The organism is Intestinimonas sp. (assembly GCF_026169115.1).
GTDB lineage: Bacteria > Bacillota > Clostridia > Oscillospirales > Oscillospiraceae > Intestinimonas.
On record NZ_JAPFEA010000103.1, the window covers coordinates 1 to 19,150 of the forward strand.

Genomic DNA, 19,150 nt, shown 5'->3' on the forward strand with positions numbered 1-19,150 from the left:
ACAGCATGACTTTGATTTCCGGCAGCAGCCCCTGAACCTGTGTGTAATTTCGTTTCCGCATAACGATACCCCCTGATGTAGTCTATTTTCCTACATCAGGGGGTATTTTGTCACTGTCCGTTTTTACTGGTTCAGTTCAGTCTCTGGCAGGTTTTTTCTTTGCCCCGGGACGCTCTCCAACGGCGACAGGGAGGAGGTCTCCGAAGTGCTCCCGGCAGAGCGCCTTAACTGCGCCGTCGAATTTATTGGATACCACAGCCGCCTGACAGCCGTTTTCCCGCAGTCGTTTGAGCAGCTCCGGGATGCCGGGATAGGGGGCGGTCTGGTCCTGCATATGCTCCATATAGTCTTCCTTGAACCAGTTCAGACAGGCCAAAATCGCTTCCTCTCCGGTCCCGGAAGGTACCGCCCGGCGGATGAGCATCTCCACGCCGTTGCCTACGAACTGCCGGATCTCGTCCAGCGACCGTTTGGGCAGTCCAAACTGTGCAAGGGCACGGTTGGTGCTGTCCGCAAGATCGGGCAGCGTATCCAGCAGGGTGCCGTCCAGATCAAAAATCACCGCTTCATAGCGTACCATAGCCGCTCATTCTCCTTTTTGTGGCCTGTCGCTCAGGAGGCGCATAGGATAGGGCAGTAATATGAAAGGGTGAGATGCCATGCCGCTGCCCGTACTCCCATATGACCGGGAGGCTGCACTCCGATATGCCCACCGATGGGCATACAGCCGTAACCCGGCCTATTATGATTACGAAAACCTGGGGGGAGATTGTACCAACTTTGCCTCTCAGTGTCTCTATGCCGGTACCGGCATCATGAATCTGACACCTACCTATGGCTGGTACTATATCGACGCCAACCAAAAATCACCCTCCTGGACGGGGGTGCCTTATTTCTACAATTTTATGACCCGGAGCGAGGAGAGCAGGGGGCCCTTCGGCATAGAGACCGCCATTTCCGGCATCGAACCGGCTGATTTTGTCCAGCTTCGCTTCCGGGGCGCCGCCTTCGGCCATACGCCCATCGTGGTGGCCGTAGGGGAGCCAGCCACCTTGGAAAATACCCTGGTGGCGGCCCATAGCTATGACGCCGACTGGAGGCCGCTCAGCACCTACTTTTTTGAGGAAATCCGCTTTATCCATATCCTGGGCGCCTATCCGCCTGAATTCTCGCCCTCTCCCGGGCTTTCTACACCCTGAGCCCCATTCTTGGTCTGCCTTTTCCGCCGGACTTTGGAAAGGGGGGTGGCGCTGGCCGCCATGCGCAGCTCCGCATTGTCCACATGGGTGTAGATTTGGGTGGTATTCAGGTTTTCGTGTCCCAACACCTCCTGAAGGGTACGCACATCCACGCCATTTTGGAGCATCAGGGTGGCCGCTGTATGGCGGAGCTTGTGACTGGAGTAGAGGGACGCGTCCAGACCGGCCTTTTTCAGCCGCTGCTTTACCATATAATGGACGGCATCAGTGGTCATCCTGGTATGTCGCCGGGTCAGGAACAGGGCATTTCGATCCACTGCGGCGCTCTGACTGCGCTCATCCAGCCAATCGTCCAGAGCCGCCCGGCAGGCGCCATTGAGAAAGATCATCCGCTCCTTATTGCCCTTGCCCAGCACGCGCAGCTGCTCTTCACGCACATCGGTAAGGTTCAGCCCTACCAACTCTGAGATCCGCAGTCCGCAGTTGAGAAACAGCGTCAGGATACAGTAGTCCCGCGCCCGGTTGGGCTCATCCACAGCTTCCAGAAGCTGGATGCTCTCGTCCAGGGTCAGATAGCGGGGAAGCGTTTTTTTCAGCCGCGGAGCGTCCAGATCCTGCATGGGATTTTCTCCAATCAGCTTGGCTTTGCTGGAGAGATATTTATAAAAGGAGCGGATGGCAGCGATTTTGCGGGCACGAGCAGAGGCTTCCAGTCCAAAACCGGAGGAGGGACTGTTTGCATGCTTGACTCGATCCCGGCTGAGGTAATTCATGTAGCTGTAAACATCGCTGAGTGTGACAGAGCGCGCCAGCTCCAGATCCAGATCGTCGATGGAGATCTGGTCCAGCTCAGCAGTACGGGGCGCCAAACCACGTTCCAGCTTGATATAGCGGAAGAAGTTGCGCAGGTCCAAATAATATTCATCCGCTGTTTTTTTAGAATGTCCCTGGATGGTCTCATGGTAGACCAGGAAGTCCCGCAGCAGCTTCGGTGCATCCAGTTTATAGTCGTTTCGGTCCATAGCCTCCTCCAAACTCAACAAAATTTTTATTTTGTTGAGTTGTGGAAAGACCCCCCTTTCGCAAGACGGCCCCAGAGATTTTACAGCCTCCTGGCCCGATGGCTTTTTCTGTATCAGATGTTTTTCACTTTGTTTCTTACGTCTTATGTCAGTACAGCCGCCAGCGCCTCCCGGATGTTCTTTACCCGGATGAGCTGGAGACCATCCGGCTCCTGGAAACGGGCGCTATTTCTGGCCGGGATCAGACACTGGGTAAAGCCCAGCCGGCGCACCTCGCTGAGCCGCTGTCCCAACGCACTCACAGACCGCAGCTCACCGGTCAGGCCCACTTCGCCGATGGCCGCCAGGCCGCCCGGCACCTTCTTGTCCCGGAAGCTGGACGCCATGGCGATGACGGCGGCCAGATCGGCGGCTGGTTCATCCAGGCTCAGCCCCCCGATGACGTTGATATAGGCATCGCAGCCGCTGACCATGAGCCCGCCCCGCTTCTCCAGGACGGCCAGGAGCAGCATGGCCCGGTTATAGTCGAAACCGTTGCTGGTCCGCCTGGCGTTTCCGTAGCCGCTGGGCGCCAGCAGGGCCTGGACCTCAGCCAAAACAGGACGGATTCCTTCCATGACACAGGTGACGCAGGTACCGGGCGTGTCCAACGGTCGCCCGGCCAACAGGGTCTCGGACGGATTGGGCACCTGCACAAGCCCGCTGTCTGCCATCTCAAAGACGCCGATCTCATTGGTAGCACCAAAACGGTTCTTTGCAGCCCGCAGGATGCGATAGGACATATGGGGCTCCCCTTCAAAGTAGAGCACGCAGTCCACCATATGCTCCAGCACCTTTGGACCGGCGATGGACCCCTCCTTGTTCACGTGGCCAATGACGAATACGGTGACCCCCTGCCCTTTTGCCAGCTGCATGAGGGCCATGGTGCACTCCTTCACCTGGGCCACGCTGCCCGGAGCACTGGTGTTCTCCCCGTGATACATGGTCTGGATGGAGTCCACAATAAGCACATCGGGCCGAAGCTCGGCCACCGATTCCAGAATATCCTCCAGATCGGTCTCCGACAGCAGATACAGTTCGTCGCTCTGGACGCCCAGCCGGTCCGCCCGCAGCTTGATCTGCCGCTCCGACTCCTCACCGGAGACATAGAGTACCTTGGAATTCTGGCAAAGGCTCTCACAAATCTGGAGCATGAGGGTGGACTTGCCGATGCCGGGCGCGCCGCCCACCAATACCAGGGAGCCCTGGACAGCTCCGCCGCCCAATACTCGGTCCAGCTCGCTCAGCCCGGTCTGGAACCGGAGCTCGTCGCTGGTCTCCACCTCCCGGATGGGTCTGGCGCGATTGAGCGGAACCCCGCGGACGGTGCTTCGGACCTGTGCCGCTGCGGAGCGTTTCTTCGGCTCCGCCGGCTGCTCCACAACAGTATTCCAACTGCCGCAAGCGGGGCACTTCCCCACCCACTTTGGGGTCTCATTTCCGCATTCTGTGCAGTAAAAAACGGTTTTTACCTTCAAAACTGCTCCACTTCCCTTTCTAGGTCTTCTCTTCTGGAATCGGCGACAGGAGTGCACAGGCCAGGGCGGCGGCCAGCTTGGTCTGATAGCCGCTGGTGCGCAGCAGCGCGTCCTCCTCCGGGTTTGACAGGAAGCCGCACTCCACCAGAATGGCGGGACAGGTGATATGGTCCATGAGATATACCGCCCTTTGCAGCTTTGACGCCTGCCTGGTGTTCTCCGGGTCCAGCGCCTGCCGCAGAATCTCCTGGGTGTGTTGGGCCAGCGGCAGACTGCGTTCCGGGTCGGTATAAAAGACCTGAGCACCGTGATATCGGCTGCTTCCGGCATAGGTATTTTGATGGATGCTCACTAGCAGAGCATCTGGAATGGATTCCACCAGCTCTGCCCGATTACGCAGGTCGGAAGCCTTTTTCTCGTGGAGTGTCTTGGCCCCTGGATCATGAAGGGATACATCCTCTGTGCGCAGCAACACGGAATTCACCCCGTAAAGCCCCAAAATGGCGTTCAGACGCAGGGCGATGGACAGGTTGACGCCGCTCTCCACCGTGCCAGCGGGGGAGACCGCCCCCCCGTCCTCCCCGCCGTGCCCGGCGTCTATGACCACAGTCGTCCCTTTGAGGCGGGCCGGGCCGGCCAGGACGGGGACCGTCAGCGGGTCACTCCAGCTGTGCCAGATGGCCGAAATGGTGAACAACAGTACAGCCGCCAGGACCAGTCCCCTTCTCCCCTGCCTGGTCCGGCCCTTCCGGGTCCTCATACACACACCCCCTTTCCGGCAGTTTATGCCTTGACCGGGGGTGATATGCTCAGGCGGACTGCGTTGTGGAGGGGGTCCGTTTGCCCAGGATCTTCTGAATGGTAAGCCGATAGACCAGCACAGATACGGCGGCGCCGCCGAAATCAGCAATCGGACCAGTCAGGAAGACCGCCTGTGCGCCAAAAAGGGCGGGCAAAGCAAAGAGACTGACGAAATAGAGCCCCTTCCGCCAGAAGGACAGGGGCAGAGAGGCCCGCACCACTCCCATACCGGTGAAGCCATCGACGATGGTGTACTGAAGTCCCATGGGGATGATCCCCAGCGTAAAAATACGGATGGCACGGGAGGCAGTGGCCACATAGTCAGGGTCTCGGGTAAAGATGAGGACAAAAGATTGCGGGATGAGCTGGGCGATCAGGAAGAAGATCGTGGTAAAGGCAACACAGAGCATTGCAATATACTTTTGCGCCTCCAGGACCCGGTCAGGGCGGCACGCGCCGTAATTGAACCCCAGAATACTCTGGGTGCCGCCGGTGATCCCGCCAAGGGGCATGGTTATCATGAGCATGAAACTCTGCATAATGGTGGCACAGGTGACTAGCATGTCCCCCTCCCCTGCCCCGCCATATTTCTGGAGGATGGCGTTCATGGCAATAATCATCACATTGTCCATGGCAATGATGAGGAAGGAAGTCATGCCCACTGTGAGAACGGAACGGACCGTTTTGAGCCGGTAATGACCGAAGGTGATCCGCACCGGCGGACGGCGGCCAAAGAGAAAAAGGAGCACATAGGCGCAGGAGGCCATCTGGGAGATCACAGTGGCCAAGGCGGCTCCCTGCACGCCCATGTCCAGCAGGAAGATCAGGATGGGGTCCAGAACGATGTTGAGCACCGCTCCCAGAAGGACGGAGCGCATCCCGGCGTTGGCAAAGCCCTGACAGACAATGAACTGATTGAGCCCGGAGGACATGAGCGCAAAGACGGTTCCCATGAGATAGATGGTGATGTAGGCATTGGCATAGGGAAAGGTGACGGTACTGGCCCCAAACCACATCAGCAGCTTTTCTCGGATGAGCAGGGAGACCGCAGTGAGCACCGCGGACAGGACCAGAAGCATCAGAAAACAGTTGGCCAGGATACGCTCGGCTGCATCCCGGTCCCCTTCCCCCAGCTTGATGCTCATTAAGGGCGCACCGCCGACGCCCACCAGGAAGGCAAAGGCCCCTACCAGGGTCACAATCGGACCGCAGATCCCAACGCCGGCCAGGGCCGTATCGCCGATCTCTGGAATGTTGCCGATATACATACGGTCCACGATGCTGTAAAAAACGCTGACAAACTGCGCCAGCATAGAGGGCAGCGCCACTCGCAGCACCAGGGAACGAATGGGGTCTCTGCCCAGGTCATTTTCACGCTTCAATACTCTCTCTCCTAAATGGATGTTGGATCTGCCCGTTTCAGCGGACCTCATTATACCATAATATCCGAAAAAGTAAACAGGGGCAAAAGCAGCGGCGGAGCATAGGATGAGGTGGCAGGTCATCCCCTTCGGAGACGACCCGTCAAAATCCATTGAGGAGGAACATCCCGTGTATCCTGAACATGGAACTGAGCCCATTCCCTGCGGGGATGCCTGCGGCGTTCTGCCGTCCTGCGCGCCCCTGGCAGTGCCTTATGTCCCCTTTCAGCAAACCGGCGCCAAACGCTATGACCAGATGGAGGCTTTGAGCAGCGGCACCCTCTATCCCGGCCTGGATCTGCCCTTCCGGGCCAAGAAAACCGCCGCCGCCGTGGCCGAGAGCCCCCTTACCCAGCTCCAGGCGCTGGAGTTTGTGGTCCAGGAGCTGGCCCTCTATCTGGACACCCATCCCTCTGATGGAGAAGCCTTCGCCCTCTTCCAGAAATACACCGCCATGGAGCAGGAGGCCCGTGCCGCCTACGCCGCCGACAACGGCCCCATGATGCGCAGCGAAACTGCGGCCTGTAAGACCTACACCTGGCCCAAGGACCCGTGGCCCTGGAATGTGGAAGAAGGGAGAGGCTGACATGTTTGTCTATGAGAAAAAGCTCCAGTACCCCGTGCGCATCAAGACTCCCAACCCCAAGCTGGCCGCCTTCATCATCAGCCAGTACGGCGGCCCGGACGGCGAACTGGGAGCCTCCCTGCGCTATCTGAGTCAGCGTTACTCCATGCCCTACCCGGAGCTCAAGGCGCTCCTCACCGACATCGGGACTGAGGAGCTGGGCCACCTGGAGATGATCGGCGCCATTGTCCATCAGCTCACCAGAAAGCTCACCGATGAGGAGGTCCAGAACTCCCCCGCCTTCGCCCCCTATTTTGTGGACCATACCACCGGCGTCTACCCCACAGCCGCTTCCGGCGCTCCCTGGAACGCCGCCAGCATCGCGGTGAAAGGAGATGTCATCGCCGACCTCACGGAAGATTTGGCTGCCGAACAGAAGGCCCGGGTCACTTATGACAACATCCTTCGGCTCAGTGATGACCCTGACGTCAACGACGTCATCCGCTTCCTCCGGGAGCGGGAGGTCGTCCACTTTCAACGCTTTGGCGAGGCCATTCGCCTTGCCAAAGAGAAGATGGATCAGAAAAACGTCTACTTTACCAACCCCGCCTTTGACCGATAAAACACAGCGCAGGCGGCGCGGAGCATGCTCCGCGCCGCCTGCGCCTTTTATCCCTTCCAGATTGAAACTGTCTTATGCTTTGTCTCAGGGCTTGCAGACACCGCAGGGGGTGTATCCCTGGTCCAGAAGGGACTGACGGTCTCCGGCATAATCCTGACGATTGCCAGGCGCCATGTTGGCCACGCTGGAGCAGGTCGGCAGGTGGAATTTTCCAGAATTTGTGTTGATGACATAGCTCGTTGGAGCGTCGCCCTCATTTGATACCTCCCCCTCCAGGGCGCTCTCTCCGGTGGCATAGTCGATCACGACCCCAGGCTGAACGTTATAGGCATAGACACAGAAGCAGATACCCTCGCCGTCGTCCTCCACGCTCAGGCCCTCCATAAGGACGCCCCGAGCCACCAGCTCGTCCCCCTGGAACAGAGGTGTTACCCGGTAGAGCACATGGTTCTCGGTCTCCTTGACATAGTCGGCCACCAGATCCTCAAAGGGCAGCATGCCGTCCACATTCAGATACCGGGTGCCTGTAATCAGATTTTTCTCGTTGGCGTTCTCTCCTGTCAGCTGGAAACCGATGAGATGGCAGCGGTTGTAAAGGTATTTCCCATCCACAATGTCGTATTTGACCGTCTGCCAGCCGGAGGGCTTTACCTGGCCAATGCTCCCCCGGTCCTCGGTAGGCATCAGATCCACCCCAATGTTGGCCTGCGCCGTCCCACAGCGGCCCAGGGCATCCAGCGCCCCGTAGGTCTCATAGGAATCCGTAGTCCTGTCCTCTTGGGTAAAGAAGGGTTCGTTGTTGTTGATCGTGACATAGGGCTCGCCGCTGTACGCGGGCAGGTCGTCCAGGTTGTAGGACACGTTAGAAGTGGAAGGCATAAAGCCTTTACATCCATTGAGCAACAAGACACATAGAAGTGCCAAAGTAAATAGAAGGGGTCGGGTCCGTTTCATCGCAGATAAACCTCTTTCGTAATTTTTTCATGGGAGTGGCCGGGAATATCTGTGCTGGAAACCAGACGGAACGACGTATTCAGATCCAGGTCTAACCGCTGGTCTGTGGGATAAACCCGGTTCCACCGATAGACCACTAGGGTATCGATCCGGTCCAAGGCCGCAGACAAGGGCGGAAACTCCACGAAGCAAAGCCCCTCCCGTTCCGTCTCCTGCAAGGGCGCATCTGAGGTTCGAAGTACGGCCTCCGGCTCGGTGAACTGCCGGGCGGAATAGGGCGTCATCCAGACGGGCCTTCCCGCCGCCGCAGTCAACAGGTCGGCCCTTATCGCCCGGTCCAGGCTTTGCCGCCGCTGGTGAAAGGCCATCCCATTCTTTTGATCCAGACATAGAAAGACGAGCATGTGTACCTCCTCTCCATCCGGTAAAAGGCATGGGGCGCGTCTCATATCGGAGACACGCCCCATGCGGGCTGTATCGCGCTTATTGCGAAGTTCCCTCCAATAGGCGTAAAAGCTCGGCTTCTGTCAAAATGGTGATCCCAAGTTCCACCGCCTTCTGAAGTTTGGAGCCGGCAGCCTCCCCGGCTACGACATAACTGGTCTTCTTGGACACTGAACTCGTCACCTTTCCCCCCTGGGCTTCAATGAGGGCGGCGGCCTCCTTCCGCTCCAGAGTGGGCAGCGTGCCGGTGAGCACGAAGGTCTTCCCCGCCAAGGTCTCCCCCACCGGTGCCTCAGTGCTCTCAAAGGACACCCCGGCCTCCCGAAGGGTCTCGATGAGGTGGCGGCTCTGCGGGCTTTGGAACCACTCCAGCAGACTTTGGGCAGTGATGGCGCCGATGTCGGGCACGGCGGTCAGGGTCTCGGCGTCGGCCGCCATGAGGGCGTCCAGGGTGCCGAATCGGGCAGCCAGCACCTTTCCTGCCTTCTGTCCCACCTGGCGAATGCCAAAGGCGAAGAGGAGCCGTCCGAGCCCTGCCGATTTTGATTTTTCAATGGCTGCCATCAAATTCTCCGCACTTTTCTTGCCCATGCGCTCCAGCTGCTCCACATCCTCCGCTTTCAGCCGGTAGAGGTCGCCTGGTCCTTTCACCAGTCCCGCGCCTACCAGGCCCTCCACCACGGCGGGACCAAGATGTTCGATGTCCATGGCATCCCGGCTGGCAAAGTGGACCAGATGGCGCAGACGCTGGGCGGGGCACTCAGCGCCGGTGCAACGAATGTGCGCTCCGTCTTCGTCCCGCTCCACGGGCGCGCCGCAGACAGGGCAGGTTTTGGGCAAAAGGTAGGGCTCACTTCCCTCGGGGCGCTTCTCGCGGATCACCGAAACAATCTCCGGGATGATTTCTCCCGCCTTCTGAACCAAAACGGTGTCTCCAATACGGATATCCTTTTCTGTGATGAAGTCCTGATTGTGCAGCGTGGCGTTGGTGACGGTGGTCCCTGCAAGGCGGACAGGCTTTACAATCGCTTTGGGAGTAAGGACACCGGTCCTGCCCACTTGGATCACGATGTCTTCCACCACGCTCTCCTTTTGCTCTGGCGGATACTTGAAGGCAGCAGCCCACCGGGGGAATTTTGCGGTGGACCCAAGCCGTTCCCGATCTGACAGGTCATTTAACTTTACAACTGCTCCGTCAATGTCAAAGGGATAGGATTCCCGCTCCTCCCCCATGCGGCCGATGACTTCTCCCACACTGGCGATGTCAGCGCAGGTCTCGTGAGGGATGACCTTGAATCGCTGACTGGTCAGATACTCCAGCGCCTCACTGTGGGTGGCAAAGGCGCGCCCCTCCGCCCACTGGATGTTAAAAACCCGGATGTCCAGACGGCGGCTGGCAGCGATCTTGGGGTCGTGCTGGCGCAGGGAGCCGGCAGCGGCGTTCCGGGGATTGGCAAAGAGGGGCTTGCCCTGGAGCTCAGCTTCGGCGTTCAGGTCCTCAAAGACCTGGCGGGGCATGAAGACTTCGCCCCGCACAATAAGGGCAGGCAGGGCTTCCGGGAGACGCAGCGGGATGGAGCGGATGGTTTTCAGGTTTTCCGTTACATCCTCCCCCACCAGGCCGTCCCCCCGGGTGGCCCCCCGGACGAAGACGCCGTTTTCGTATTCCAGCGCCACAGACAGACCGTCCACCTTGGGCTCCACGTCGTATTCTACGCCGTTGGGCAGCGCCTCACGCACACGCTGGTCGAACTCCCCCAGCTCCTCCAGAGAAAAGACGTCCTGTAAACTCTCCAAAGGGACCCGGTGTACCACCTCGTCAAAGCCGTCGGCCACCTTGCCCCCGACCCGCTGAGTGGGCGAGTCAGGGGTCACCAACTCGGGGTGGGCGGCCTCCAACTCCTCCAGCCGGCGGAGTTTGTGGTCGAACTCATAGTCAGACATGCTGGGGGCGTCCAGCACATAGTATTCATAGTTGGCCTGCTCCAGCGCCTGGCGCAGGACTTGGATCTCTTGCATCTCGTCCATGCTCTTGGACCTCCACTTGGAATCGTTGGGTAAATCGGGGGACCAGTCGGGCCAGCACCAACCAGAGCCAGAAGCCGCACATAGCCCCCAGGGTGTTCAGGATTACATCGTCAATATCGGTGCTGCGCGCGAGGAAGTACTGCCCCACCTCCACCAGCACAGAGGTGGCCAGCCCGACCAGAGTGGAGCGCCGCCAGCTGGCTCCGCGAAAGAGCAGGGCGGGAAAAAGCCCCAGAGGGACGAAGACGGCCAGGTTCCCCAGGAAATTGAGGATGGTAAAGAAGCCGTCCCGCTGGGTCAGGTCCAGCCAGTAATCCCGGAACATCCGAAACGGGACCAGATTCACGCCGTACCACAGCGAGGGTCGCTCTACCAACAGTGTGATGTCACCCCAGAGTCCGGGGCTGTCCTCTATCCAGTACACCGGGCAGAGGGTGACGCCCAGCACACCAAAGAGGCACAGGATGAACAGATGGAGCCCCACCTCCCGCCAGTGGTTGGTGCGCAGGCCCATGGCCGACAGGGCCTTTCGGCGGTATGGCCAGAAGCAGGCAAACACCAGGACGGCGGGCAGTCCCACAATCAGCATCTCTTTCAAGTATTTGAGGATTGAATACATACAAATTCCCTCCTTTCCCCCATAGTACAGGGAAAAAGCGGGGGATTTGACGGGAAAGCCCTGACGATTTCCTTACGTTTTTCTGACTGTCTTCCCGGTACCTCCATATAGGTGTCGGGAACTGTGCCTACGATGACCGTCTCAGCCACGGGCACCTGGGCGCTGATCTGGGTGGACAGGTCCCCGCCAGGGAGCAGGATGTCCACCTCCACCGTCAGCTCCAGAAGGATCTGATGCCGGGTCTGGTTGATGCCGGCATCAGAGAACTGGCTGTGAAAGGCCGCATGGGCAAACCCCGCAGTCATGACTTCCACCGGCAGGCCGAAGCCCCGCCCGGAGAGGAAATTGATCCCCGTCAGGTTGCCCACCGGGATAGCCAGGCTTTGGGTATCGATCTGATCCACCGCCGCCGACGCATCGCTCAGGATACCGCTGCGCAGGTCATTGAGGGCCGCCATATTGCTGGTGAGGGCCGTGATCCTGCCGTTCCCATCCTTTTCTACGGTGACAAGATCGCTGTACGTGAGTGCCCTGGCCTGGAGTTCCGCTGTGACCGCCTCATCCAACAGCTGCGTCACCACATTGGTCACCTTGGCCCGGGCCATGGTCTCCACCACAGGCCGAAGTCGAAGCTCCATGCTGAAAATAAAACCAAAGGCCATCAGGACTCCTGCACATCCAGCCAGCCAAAGGCCCTTCCCCTTCCATCGGAACCACCGCCGAAAGGACCGGCCAAGCCAAACCCGCATAGCAGTCACCTCCTGCGGTAACTCTATGCGGGCCAAGGCTCGTATCAGTCCTTCAGGAGCTCCTCTACCGCCAGAAGCACGCCGGCCTTACCGCTCTCATAGGTGAGTCCACCCTGGAGATAGACGGTATAGGGCTCCCGCATGGGAGCATCGGCGGAGAGCTCGATGGAGGAGCCCTGGATGAAGGCGCCTGCCGCCATGATGACCTGAGAGTCATAGCCCGGCATATCCCAGGGCTCCGGCGTGACATAGGAATCCACGGGCGCCCCCATCTGGATGCCCTTGCAGAAACGCTTCACCGCATCGGGCGTACCGAGATGGATCATTTGAATGATGTCGTGGCGCTCTGCGCTGGAGGACGGCTCTGCGCCGTAGCCCAACAGCTCCATCATCCGGGCGGCAAAGACAGAGGTCTTCACCGCCTGGGCGGTGGTGTGGGGGGCAAGGAAAAGTCCTTGATAGAGGAGGCGGTTGTTACCCAGGGTAGAACCGCACTCCCGACCGATACCGGGGATGGTCATGCGGTAGGATGCCTTTTCGATGAGGTCCTTCCGCCCGGCCATGTAGCCACCGGTGGGGGCCAGACCGCCGCCGGGATTCTTGATGAGGGAGCCCACGACGAGATCGGCCCCCACCTGGGTGGGCTCCAGGGTCTCCACAAACTCCCCATAGCAGTTGTCGACCAGGATGTCCACGTTCGGATTGGCCGATTTGATGACCCGGCACATCTCTCCGATCTCCGCCACGGACAGGGAGGCCCGGGTGGCGTAGCCTTTGGAGCGCTGGATCATGACCACCTTTACGGTGGGGTCCTCCCGGACCACTCTGGCCATCCCCTCCAGGTCGGGCTTGTCGTCAACCAATTCTACTTGCTTATACTTGATGCCGTAGTCTTTTAGAGAGCCGTAGCCCTTGTCCGTGATGCCGATCACACCCTGGATGGTGTCATAGGGCGCTCCCACGGCGTAGACCAGGGTGTCCCCCGGCTTGAGTGCGCCGTACAGGGCGCAGGAGATGGTGTGCGTACCGTTGACAAAGCCGATACGGACCAGGGCGTCCTCTGTGCCGAAGATGTCGGCGTAGATCTCCTCCAGCTTGTCCCGTCCCAGGTCGTCATAGCCGTAGCCGGTGGTGCCGGCAAAATAGGCTTCCGCCACGCGGTGCTTCTGGAAGGCCGCCAGGACCTTCTGCGTGTTCTCCTCCGCAATGGCGTCAATGCGGGCAAACTGCTCTCCCAAGTCCGCCTGGGCCTGCCGCCCCAGCGCCCGGACCCGGTCGCTTATCTGTAATGGCATATTCCTTTTCACTCTCTGCTTTCCAATGGTTTTATAAGGTTTGAATCAGGTCTTTCCACGTTTTACAGATCGGCCTCAGCGAAGGCCGCCACCAGGCGGGCGCAGGCCTCCACGTCGCCCCGGTCCACCATCTCCTGGGGGCTGTGGATATAGCGGCATGGGATGGAGATCCCACCGGTGAGGACACCCATCCTGCTGATGTGGATGCTGCCGGCGTCGGTACCGCCCGTCTTGATGATATCCATCTGGGCATCGATCCCTCTCTCCTTGGCCAGGGTCTCCAGCTTGGCCACCATCTGGGGATGGCAGATGACGGAGGTATCCATCACCTTGATGGCGGCGCCGCCGCCCAGCTTGCTGCTGCCGGTGTGTTTGCTCCCCAGCGCGTCAGCTGAGACGGTCACATCCACCGCGATACCATAGTCCGGATCAATGGCGTAGGCAGCCGTTTTTGCGCCGCGCAGCCCAACTTCTTCCTGGGTCGTGAAGACAAAGTACAGGTCGTTGTCGCTGTTCTGGAGTTCCTCCATGGCCATGAGCAGGACCATGCAGGAGATGCGGTTGTCCATATAGGGAGAGACGATGCGGTCGCCTGCGGCATAGGTGGGGGTATCATAGACGGCGGTGTCGCCGATCTTCACCATGGCGCCGGCCTCGTCGGCATCATGGGCCCCGATATCGATATAGAGATCATCCAGGGTCACATCCTTGGGCTCCACCGACTCGTTGAGGCAGATGACGCCCCGCACACCGTTTTTGAAACGCACAGGGGTGGCAAGCAGATCGGGGGCATGAAGTCCGCCCACCTTGCAGAAACGGAGGAATCCCTCCTTCTCAATATGTGTGACGATGCAGCCGATGGAGTCCATGTGGGCGGCAAACATCACCCGGGATCCGCTCCCCTTCTTGTGGGCGATCAGGTTGCCCATGGTATCCAGGCGGCACTCGTCCACGAAGGGCATGGCCAGCTTTTCCAGCACATCGGCCACTTCGGCTTCATCGCCGGCCGGGCCGTGACAGACATTAAGGGCCTGGAGCGTTTTCAAAAGATCCATATGATTCTATCCTCCTGTATCACGAGGCCGCAATGGCTTCGATAAAGTGTTTGACCAATGTGTGCATCTGATGGATGTCCTGTATACAGGCCACGCTGGACGGGGTGTGCAGATACCGGACGGGTGCAGAGAGCGCCGCTGTCCGCACACCCTCCTTGGTGCGCTGGATGGCGGAGGAGTCATTGCCGCCGGAGGTATAGTTTTTACTCTGCCAGGGGATGTGGTGCTGTTCCGCCAGATCACGCAGCAGTTCAAAAAGTCCCCTGTCGTAGATGGTGCCGCTGTCCATAAAAGACAGAACTGGGCCATTGCCCAGGGCGGTCACCCGCCGATGCGCATCGGTGCCGGGCAGATCCGCCGCCGTGGTCCCCTCCAGCACCAGGGCGATCTCCGGCGTCACTGAAAAGGCGGCGCCGAACGCCCCACGGGTGCCGACCTCCTCCTGGACCGAGAACACAAAGGTGCAGTCCATGGGCAGCTCCTCTTCAATAAGCTTGAGCATAACGGCGCAGCCCACCCGGTCGTCCAGGGCCTTGGCCTTGAGCATGCTGGAGCCGAACTCCATCGCATCGCTCTCAAAGGCCGCCAGAGCGCCCAGGGCGGTCACGGCTTCTGCATCTGCCCGGTCCTTGGCGCCGATGTCAATATACAGGTCCTCAAAATCCGGAACTCTTTTTTCCTCCTCATCGCTGACGAGGTGGTAGGCTTTGAGTCCGATGGCCCCGGGGATCCGCCCGGGACCGACGCTCACCCGCTTGCCGATGACCACCCGGGGATCAATGCCGCCCACGGGGGCAAATTTAAGGTATCCGTCCTCCGTGATGTCATTGACGATAAAGCCGACCTCATCCATATGAGCGGTGAGCATCAGCTTGTTTCCAGTGGACTTTTCTCCCCGTTTGAAGACGATCAGATTGCCCAGGGCATCCACCTTCATGGAGGCGGCATAGGGTCTGCAACGCTCCATCAGATAGTCCCGCACAGCGTCTTCCCCGCTGGAGACACCGTTGAGGAGACAGAGCTCTTTGACCATGTTCAGCAAAGCTCCTTCGCCTCCTTCCCAAGATTTTCCGCAAAGGCGGCCAGCAGGGCCGCTGTCGATTCGATGTCCGCCAGATCCAGCACCTCAATGGGGCTATGCATATACTTCAGGGGCAGCGAGACCACCGAGGTGGCGACACCCTCCCGGACCACCTGCATGTGCCAGCCGTTGGTGCCGGTGTGTCCCTCCATGACCTCCAGATCGTAGGGGATGCCCAGCGCCTTGGCCTTGGCCATCATGCGTTCCGTCATCCATCGGGTCATGTTCGGGCCCACCCCGATCTGCGGCCCGCCGCCGACGCCGCTGCGCCGGCCCTTGGGATTGTCCGGGGTCTTGGCGTGGGTCACATCCACCGCGACGCAGCAGTCCGGGCGGAGCCCGAAGGTCCCCACCTTTGCGCCTGCGCCGCCCACTTCTTCCCGTGTGCTGCCCATGATATAGAGGTCGACATCCAGCGTTTTATCCTTGAGCAGCTCTGCGGTCCGCAGCAGGATGGTAAAACAGGAACGGTCATCCATGGACTTGCCGCAGACCTTACCGTTCATAAGGTCAAAGCACCCGCCCCGGAAGACCATGGGGGTTCCGATGGGGATTCGGCGTTCTGCCTCCTCCTGGGTCATTCCCACATCTACCCAGAGCTCGTTGATTGGGATAGACTTCTTCATATCCCCTGCTTTGAGTACGTGGGGCGGCAGGCAGGCCACCACGCCCAGGACCGGGGGCTCGGTGAGCACGGTCAGCTCCCGGTCAGGCAGCATCCGCGGGTCCACGCCGCCGATGGTGCGAAAGCGGAGGAAGCCCTCCTCAATGCCGGTGACGATCAGGCCAATCTCGTCAAGGTGCGCATCCAGCAGCAGGCGGGGCGCTCCTGGCCGTCCGCACAGACGCACCCCCACCGCATTACCGAAGCGATCTACATTGGCCTCGTCCAGAAAAGGCCGCATCAGGTCGGCAGCCTGCGCGGCTACGGTCTGTTCAAAGCCAGAGGGCCCGGCCATCCCGCTCAGGCGCCCCAAAACGTCTCTTGTATCCAAATATTCCACTCCTTTCCGCGGAAAGACCGCGTTCTTCCTATCAGGGATTCAAAGCTCATAGATGATTTTCTTAAATGCCTCGCCCCGCTGGGCAAAGTTCTTGAAATGGTCAAACGAAGCGCAGGCCGGCGACAGAAGGACTACGTCCCCCGGCTGTGCCATGCTGTGGGCCGCCAGCACAGCGGCGCTGAAATCCTCATATTTGGAGATGGGAGGCGTCCCCTGATAGTCTGGACAGCTCCGCACGGCGTCGGCGATCTGGTCCGCTGTGTCGCCTGTCAGGACCAAGTACTTCACATGCGCTGTAACTTCAGGCCCCAGCACGTCAAAGGGGATGTGCTTGTCATAGCCGCCGGCAATGAGAATGACCTTCTCCCGGAAAGAGCGCAAACCGGCAATGGTTCGGGATGGACTGGAGGCAATGGAATCGTTATAGTAGCGCACACCGTTTAGGGTGCGTACCAGCTCGATCCGGTGCTCCACCCCGGCAAATTTTGCGGCAAACTGGCGGATAACTTCATCAGGCACCAGCCCATCCACGGCGGCGATGGCCGCCATATAGTTCTCCACGTTGTGGTCACCGGGCAGCAGGATGCCGTCCAGCGGGAGCACCGGACGCACCCCGTCCGAACCTGCCACGCAGATGGCGCCGTCTCTGAGGCAGACGCCCTGACTGAGCGCCTGCCGGCGGCTGAACAGCACCGCCTGTCCCGGCGCCGATTCGACAAGGCTCCGGGTGATCTCGTTGTCAAAATTGAAGATGGCTTTCCCATTGGGAGACTGATGTGTAAAGATATTTTCCTTTGCAGCGATATACTCATCCATAGACTTGTGGACATCCAGGTGATTGGGCGCCAGGTTCGTGACCACCGCAATCCCAGGACTCCGGTCCATGGTCATGAGCTGGAAGGAGGAGAGCTCCAGCACCGCGTAGTCGTCTGGCTCCATGCCGTCCACGTCGGCGAGCAGCGGTTTCCCGATGTTGCCGCCCAGGAAGGTGTGATAGCCCGCCTCACGGAGGAGGCCCGCAATGATGGTGGTGGTGGTGGTTTTTCCGTCGCTGCCGGTGACGGCGATGATATGGCAGGGACAGACCTGAAAGAACACCTCCATTTCAGAGGTGACCGTACTTCCCTTCGCCTGAGCCGTCAGCAGTTCGGGAACATCGGGCCGCATGCCCGGCGTACGGAAGATCACGTCGTGGTCCAGACCCTTGAGGTAATCCGGACCCAGCCGCAGCTCAGCGCCCAGGCTTTCCAGCTCCTCCGCCAGTCCTCCGAATTCCTCGCGTCGGTTCCGGTCACAGGCGGTGACTTGGATCCCCGCCCGCAGCAGCATTTTGATGAGCGGCGTATTGGATACGCCAATGCCGATAACGGCGACGGACTTGCCTTTCAGTCCCGCCAGATAGTCTTGTATGGTGGTCGGCATAGCCATTCCCCCTTTGGTTTTCCTGCCTGGAGCAGCGGCAGCTCAGACGGAACTCCGCAGCGCCAGGAAAGGCATGACAGGCCACGGTGCTGGGCACCAGGCCGATGGATTTATTATAGACGATAAATGTGAATATTTCAATCGAATTGACATTGGAGTGCAAATGAGATATAATATGCAACTGCAAGTAAGCTGGACAGCCGCGTGGGCAGTGCCGAAAGGCCGTCCATGAGGAAAGTCCGGGCTCCGCAGGGCAAGGATAACGGATAACATCCGCCGGGGGCGACCCTAGGAAAAGTGCAACAGAGAGATACCGCCTCGGCCCCAAATGGGGTCCCCGCGAAAGTGTCTGCTTTCGTGGGGATATGAAGCTTGCGCCGACGAGGTAAGGGTGGAAAGGTGAGGTAAGAGCTCACCCGATGGCTGGAGACTGCCCATCGCTGTAAACTCTATCCGGAGCAACACCGTGGAGGGACACACAGGCCGGCCCGGCCGTCCCATGGAGGTGGCTGGAACGCGCTGGCAACGGCGCGTCTAGATAGATGGCTGTCTTAAAGGACAGAACCCGGCTTACAGGCTTACTTGTACCAGAAAGGTCCGGAGCATTGCGCTCCGGGCCTTCTTTTTTGCCCCAAACCCTTGACACTTCCCTTACGTAAGATGTTATACTCTTTTCGACAAGGGGGGATCGCCATGAAAATGAAGGAGGTCTGCGGCGCCACCGGCCTTACAGAGCGGGCGGTGCGGTTTTATGTCCGGGAGGGTCTGGTAACCCCGCCGTCTCAAGATCGGGGCGGGCGGACCTGGCTGGATTTTTCCGAGGAAAATGTCCTGCGCCTCCGCTCCATCGCCACCCTGCGCAAAGCCGGATTTACCATTGACGAGATCCGATCCATGGGGCAGGATTTCCAAAAGAACGCCCCTGACGCCGCCTTCGCCCTGCGGAAACGGCTCCGGAAAGCGATCAGCTCCTACGAGCGGCTGAGCGCCGCAGATACCGCTTTGGCAGATGATCTGGAGTCGTATGCCGCTCTGTTGGAGCGGGAGGTAAGGGGACAGCCTGTCCCCCGCTGTGACCAGCGGAAGTCCTTCTCCCGTGTGGACTGGGCCTCCGTCCTTGAGTGGACAGCGATGGCGGTGTGTGCTTTCCTCGCGTGGAAGCTCTACATCTGGGCCATGGATCGCCTGGCTTGGTCGTTTGACATTTTCGCTCTTATGCTCAACCCCTTGACCGTGCTTTTGCCCTTTGTGATTCTCCCCCTCCCCGCCGCCCTGATACTGGGCAGCAAGGCGGGAAAATGGCTGTACCGGCATTTTGAATATGTGCCATGAAAAAGGAGCCCGCCATACGG

General features: G+C 59.5%; 19 protein-coding genes and 1 other RNA gene. 5 read left to right on the forward strand and 15 right to left on the reverse strand.

Features of this window, described 5'->3' with window-relative positions; translation table 11 throughout:
- Positions 1–136: 136 nt before the first annotated feature.
- Positions 137–580: an HAD family hydrolase gene (locus Q0Y09_RS09060; protein ID WP_297720633.1), complete on the reverse strand. Its 444-nt coding sequence runs from the start codon at positions 578–580 to the stop codon at positions 137–139.
- 79 nt (positions 581–659) lie between these two features.
- On the opposite strand from Q0Y09_RS09060, the gene Q0Y09_RS09065 reads away from it, so the two are divergent.
- On the forward strand, positions 660–1,199 hold the full coding sequence (locus tag Q0Y09_RS09065; protein WP_297720634.1) for an amidase domain-containing protein: 540 nt from the start codon (positions 660–662) through the stop codon (positions 1,197–1,199).
- Here Q0Y09_RS09065 and Q0Y09_RS09070 read toward each other — a convergent pair.
- The 4 genes from Q0Y09_RS09070 to Q0Y09_RS09085 all read right to left on the reverse strand — a co-directional run bounded on the left by Q0Y09_RS09070 (position 1,154) and on the right by Q0Y09_RS09085 (position 5,921).
- Positions 1,154–2,221 carry a tyrosine recombinase XerC gene (locus Q0Y09_RS09070; RefSeq protein ID WP_297720635.1) on the reverse strand — a complete coding sequence of 356 codons (1,068 nt, stop codon included), beginning with the start codon at positions 2,219–2,221 and terminating at the stop codon, positions 1,154–1,156. The genes Q0Y09_RS09065 and Q0Y09_RS09070 overlap by 46 nt on opposite strands.
- A 143-nt stretch (positions 2,222–2,364) precedes the next feature.
- A complete protein-coding gene (gene radA, locus Q0Y09_RS09075; protein WP_297720636.1) occupies positions 2,365–3,738 on the reverse strand; it encodes a DNA repair protein RadA in 1,374 nt (457 codons plus the stop codon).
- Positions 3,739–3,757: 19 nt separating this feature from the next.
- Complete coding sequence (locus Q0Y09_RS09080; RefSeq protein WP_297720637.1) at positions 3,758–4,498, reverse strand: N-acetylmuramoyl-L-alanine amidase; 741 nt, start codon at positions 4,496–4,498, stop codon at positions 3,758–3,760.
- A 49-nt stretch (positions 4,499–4,547) separates the two neighbouring features.
- Positions 4,548–5,921, reverse strand: coding sequence for an MATE family efflux transporter (locus Q0Y09_RS09085; RefSeq protein WP_297720638.1), 1,374 nt, complete (start codon positions 5,919–5,921; stop codon positions 4,548–4,550).
- 169 nt (positions 5,922–6,090) lie between these two features.
- Here Q0Y09_RS09085 and Q0Y09_RS09090 point away from each other — a divergent pair, with 169 nt between their 5' ends.
- Together Q0Y09_RS09090 and Q0Y09_RS09095 are read left to right on the forward strand one after the other, a co-directional pair.
- Positions 6,091–6,546: a spore coat protein CotJB gene (locus Q0Y09_RS09090; protein ID WP_297720639.1), complete on the forward strand. Its 456-nt coding sequence runs from the start codon at positions 6,091–6,093 to the stop codon at positions 6,544–6,546.
- 1 nt (position 6,547) lies between these two features.
- Positions 6,548–7,147, forward strand: coding sequence for a manganese catalase family protein (locus Q0Y09_RS09095; protein ID WP_297720640.1), 600 nt, complete (start codon positions 6,548–6,550; stop codon positions 7,145–7,147).
- Positions 7,148–7,231: 84 nt separating this feature from the next.
- On the opposite strand, the gene Q0Y09_RS09100 is transcribed toward Q0Y09_RS09095, so the two are convergent.
- The 10 genes from Q0Y09_RS09100 to murD form a co-directional block, all read right to left on the reverse strand.
- Positions 7,232–8,101, reverse strand: a complete 870-nt coding sequence (locus Q0Y09_RS09100) for a DNA/RNA non-specific endonuclease (RefSeq protein WP_297720641.1) — start codon at positions 8,099–8,101, stop codon at positions 7,232–7,234.
- Positions 8,098–8,505: a ribonuclease Z gene (locus Q0Y09_RS09105; RefSeq protein WP_297720642.1), complete on the reverse strand. Its 408-nt coding sequence runs from the start codon at positions 8,503–8,505 to the stop codon at positions 8,098–8,100. Before Q0Y09_RS09105 ends, Q0Y09_RS09100 begins: the two co-directional genes overlap by 4 nt.
- Positions 8,506–8,584: 79 nt before the next feature.
- On the reverse strand, positions 8,585–10,573 hold the full coding sequence (gene ligA / locus Q0Y09_RS09110; protein ID WP_297720643.1) for an NAD-dependent DNA ligase LigA: 1,989 nt from the start codon (positions 10,571–10,573) through the stop codon (positions 8,585–8,587).
- Positions 10,515–11,192, reverse strand: a complete 678-nt coding sequence (locus tag Q0Y09_RS09115) for a VanZ family protein (protein ID WP_297720644.1) — start codon at positions 11,190–11,192, stop codon at positions 10,515–10,517. Before Q0Y09_RS09115 ends, ligA begins: the two co-directional genes overlap by 59 nt.
- Positions 11,168–11,941 carry a sporulation protein YunB gene (yunB, locus tag Q0Y09_RS09120; RefSeq protein ID WP_317380372.1) on the reverse strand — a complete coding sequence of 258 codons (774 nt, stop codon included), beginning with the start codon at positions 11,939–11,941 and terminating at the stop codon, positions 11,168–11,170. The genes Q0Y09_RS09115 and yunB overlap by 25 nt, the downstream gene beginning before the upstream one ends.
- 44 nt (positions 11,942–11,985) lie before the next feature.
- Positions 11,986–13,236: a methionine gamma-lyase family protein gene (locus Q0Y09_RS09125; protein WP_297720645.1), complete on the reverse strand. Its 1,251-nt coding sequence runs from the start codon at positions 13,234–13,236 to the stop codon at positions 11,986–11,988.
- A gap of 62 nt (positions 13,237–13,298) precedes the next feature.
- A complete protein-coding gene (locus Q0Y09_RS09130; protein WP_297720646.1) occupies positions 13,299–14,291 on the reverse strand; it encodes a M42 family metallopeptidase in 993 nt (330 codons plus the stop codon).
- A gap of 19 nt (positions 14,292–14,310) precedes the next feature.
- Complete coding sequence (locus Q0Y09_RS09135; RefSeq protein WP_297720667.1) at positions 14,311–15,324, reverse strand: M42 family metallopeptidase; 1,014 nt, start codon at positions 15,322–15,324, stop codon at positions 14,311–14,313.
- Positions 15,325–15,326: 2 nt separating this feature from the next.
- Positions 15,327–16,367: a M42 family peptidase gene (locus Q0Y09_RS09140; RefSeq protein WP_297720647.1), complete on the reverse strand. Its 1,041-nt coding sequence runs from the start codon at positions 16,365–16,367 to the stop codon at positions 15,327–15,329.
- A gap of 48 nt (positions 16,368–16,415) precedes the next feature.
- Positions 16,416–17,798 carry a UDP-N-acetylmuramoyl-L-alanine--D-glutamate ligase gene (murD, locus tag Q0Y09_RS09145; protein ID WP_297720648.1) on the reverse strand — a complete coding sequence of 461 codons (1,383 nt, stop codon included), beginning with the start codon at positions 17,796–17,798 and terminating at the stop codon, positions 16,416–16,418.
- Between the two features lie 184 nt (positions 17,799–17,982).
- Here murD and rnpB point away from each other — a divergent pair.
- An RNA gene (gene rnpB / locus Q0Y09_RS09150) (RNase P RNA component class A) lies at positions 17,983–18,387 on the forward strand.
- A 104-nt stretch (positions 18,388–18,491) separates the two neighbouring features.
- Positions 18,492–19,130, forward strand: a complete 639-nt coding sequence (locus Q0Y09_RS09155) for a MerR family transcriptional regulator (RefSeq protein WP_297720649.1) — start codon at positions 18,492–18,494, stop codon at positions 19,128–19,130.
- Positions 19,131–19,150: the final 20 nt, after the last annotated feature.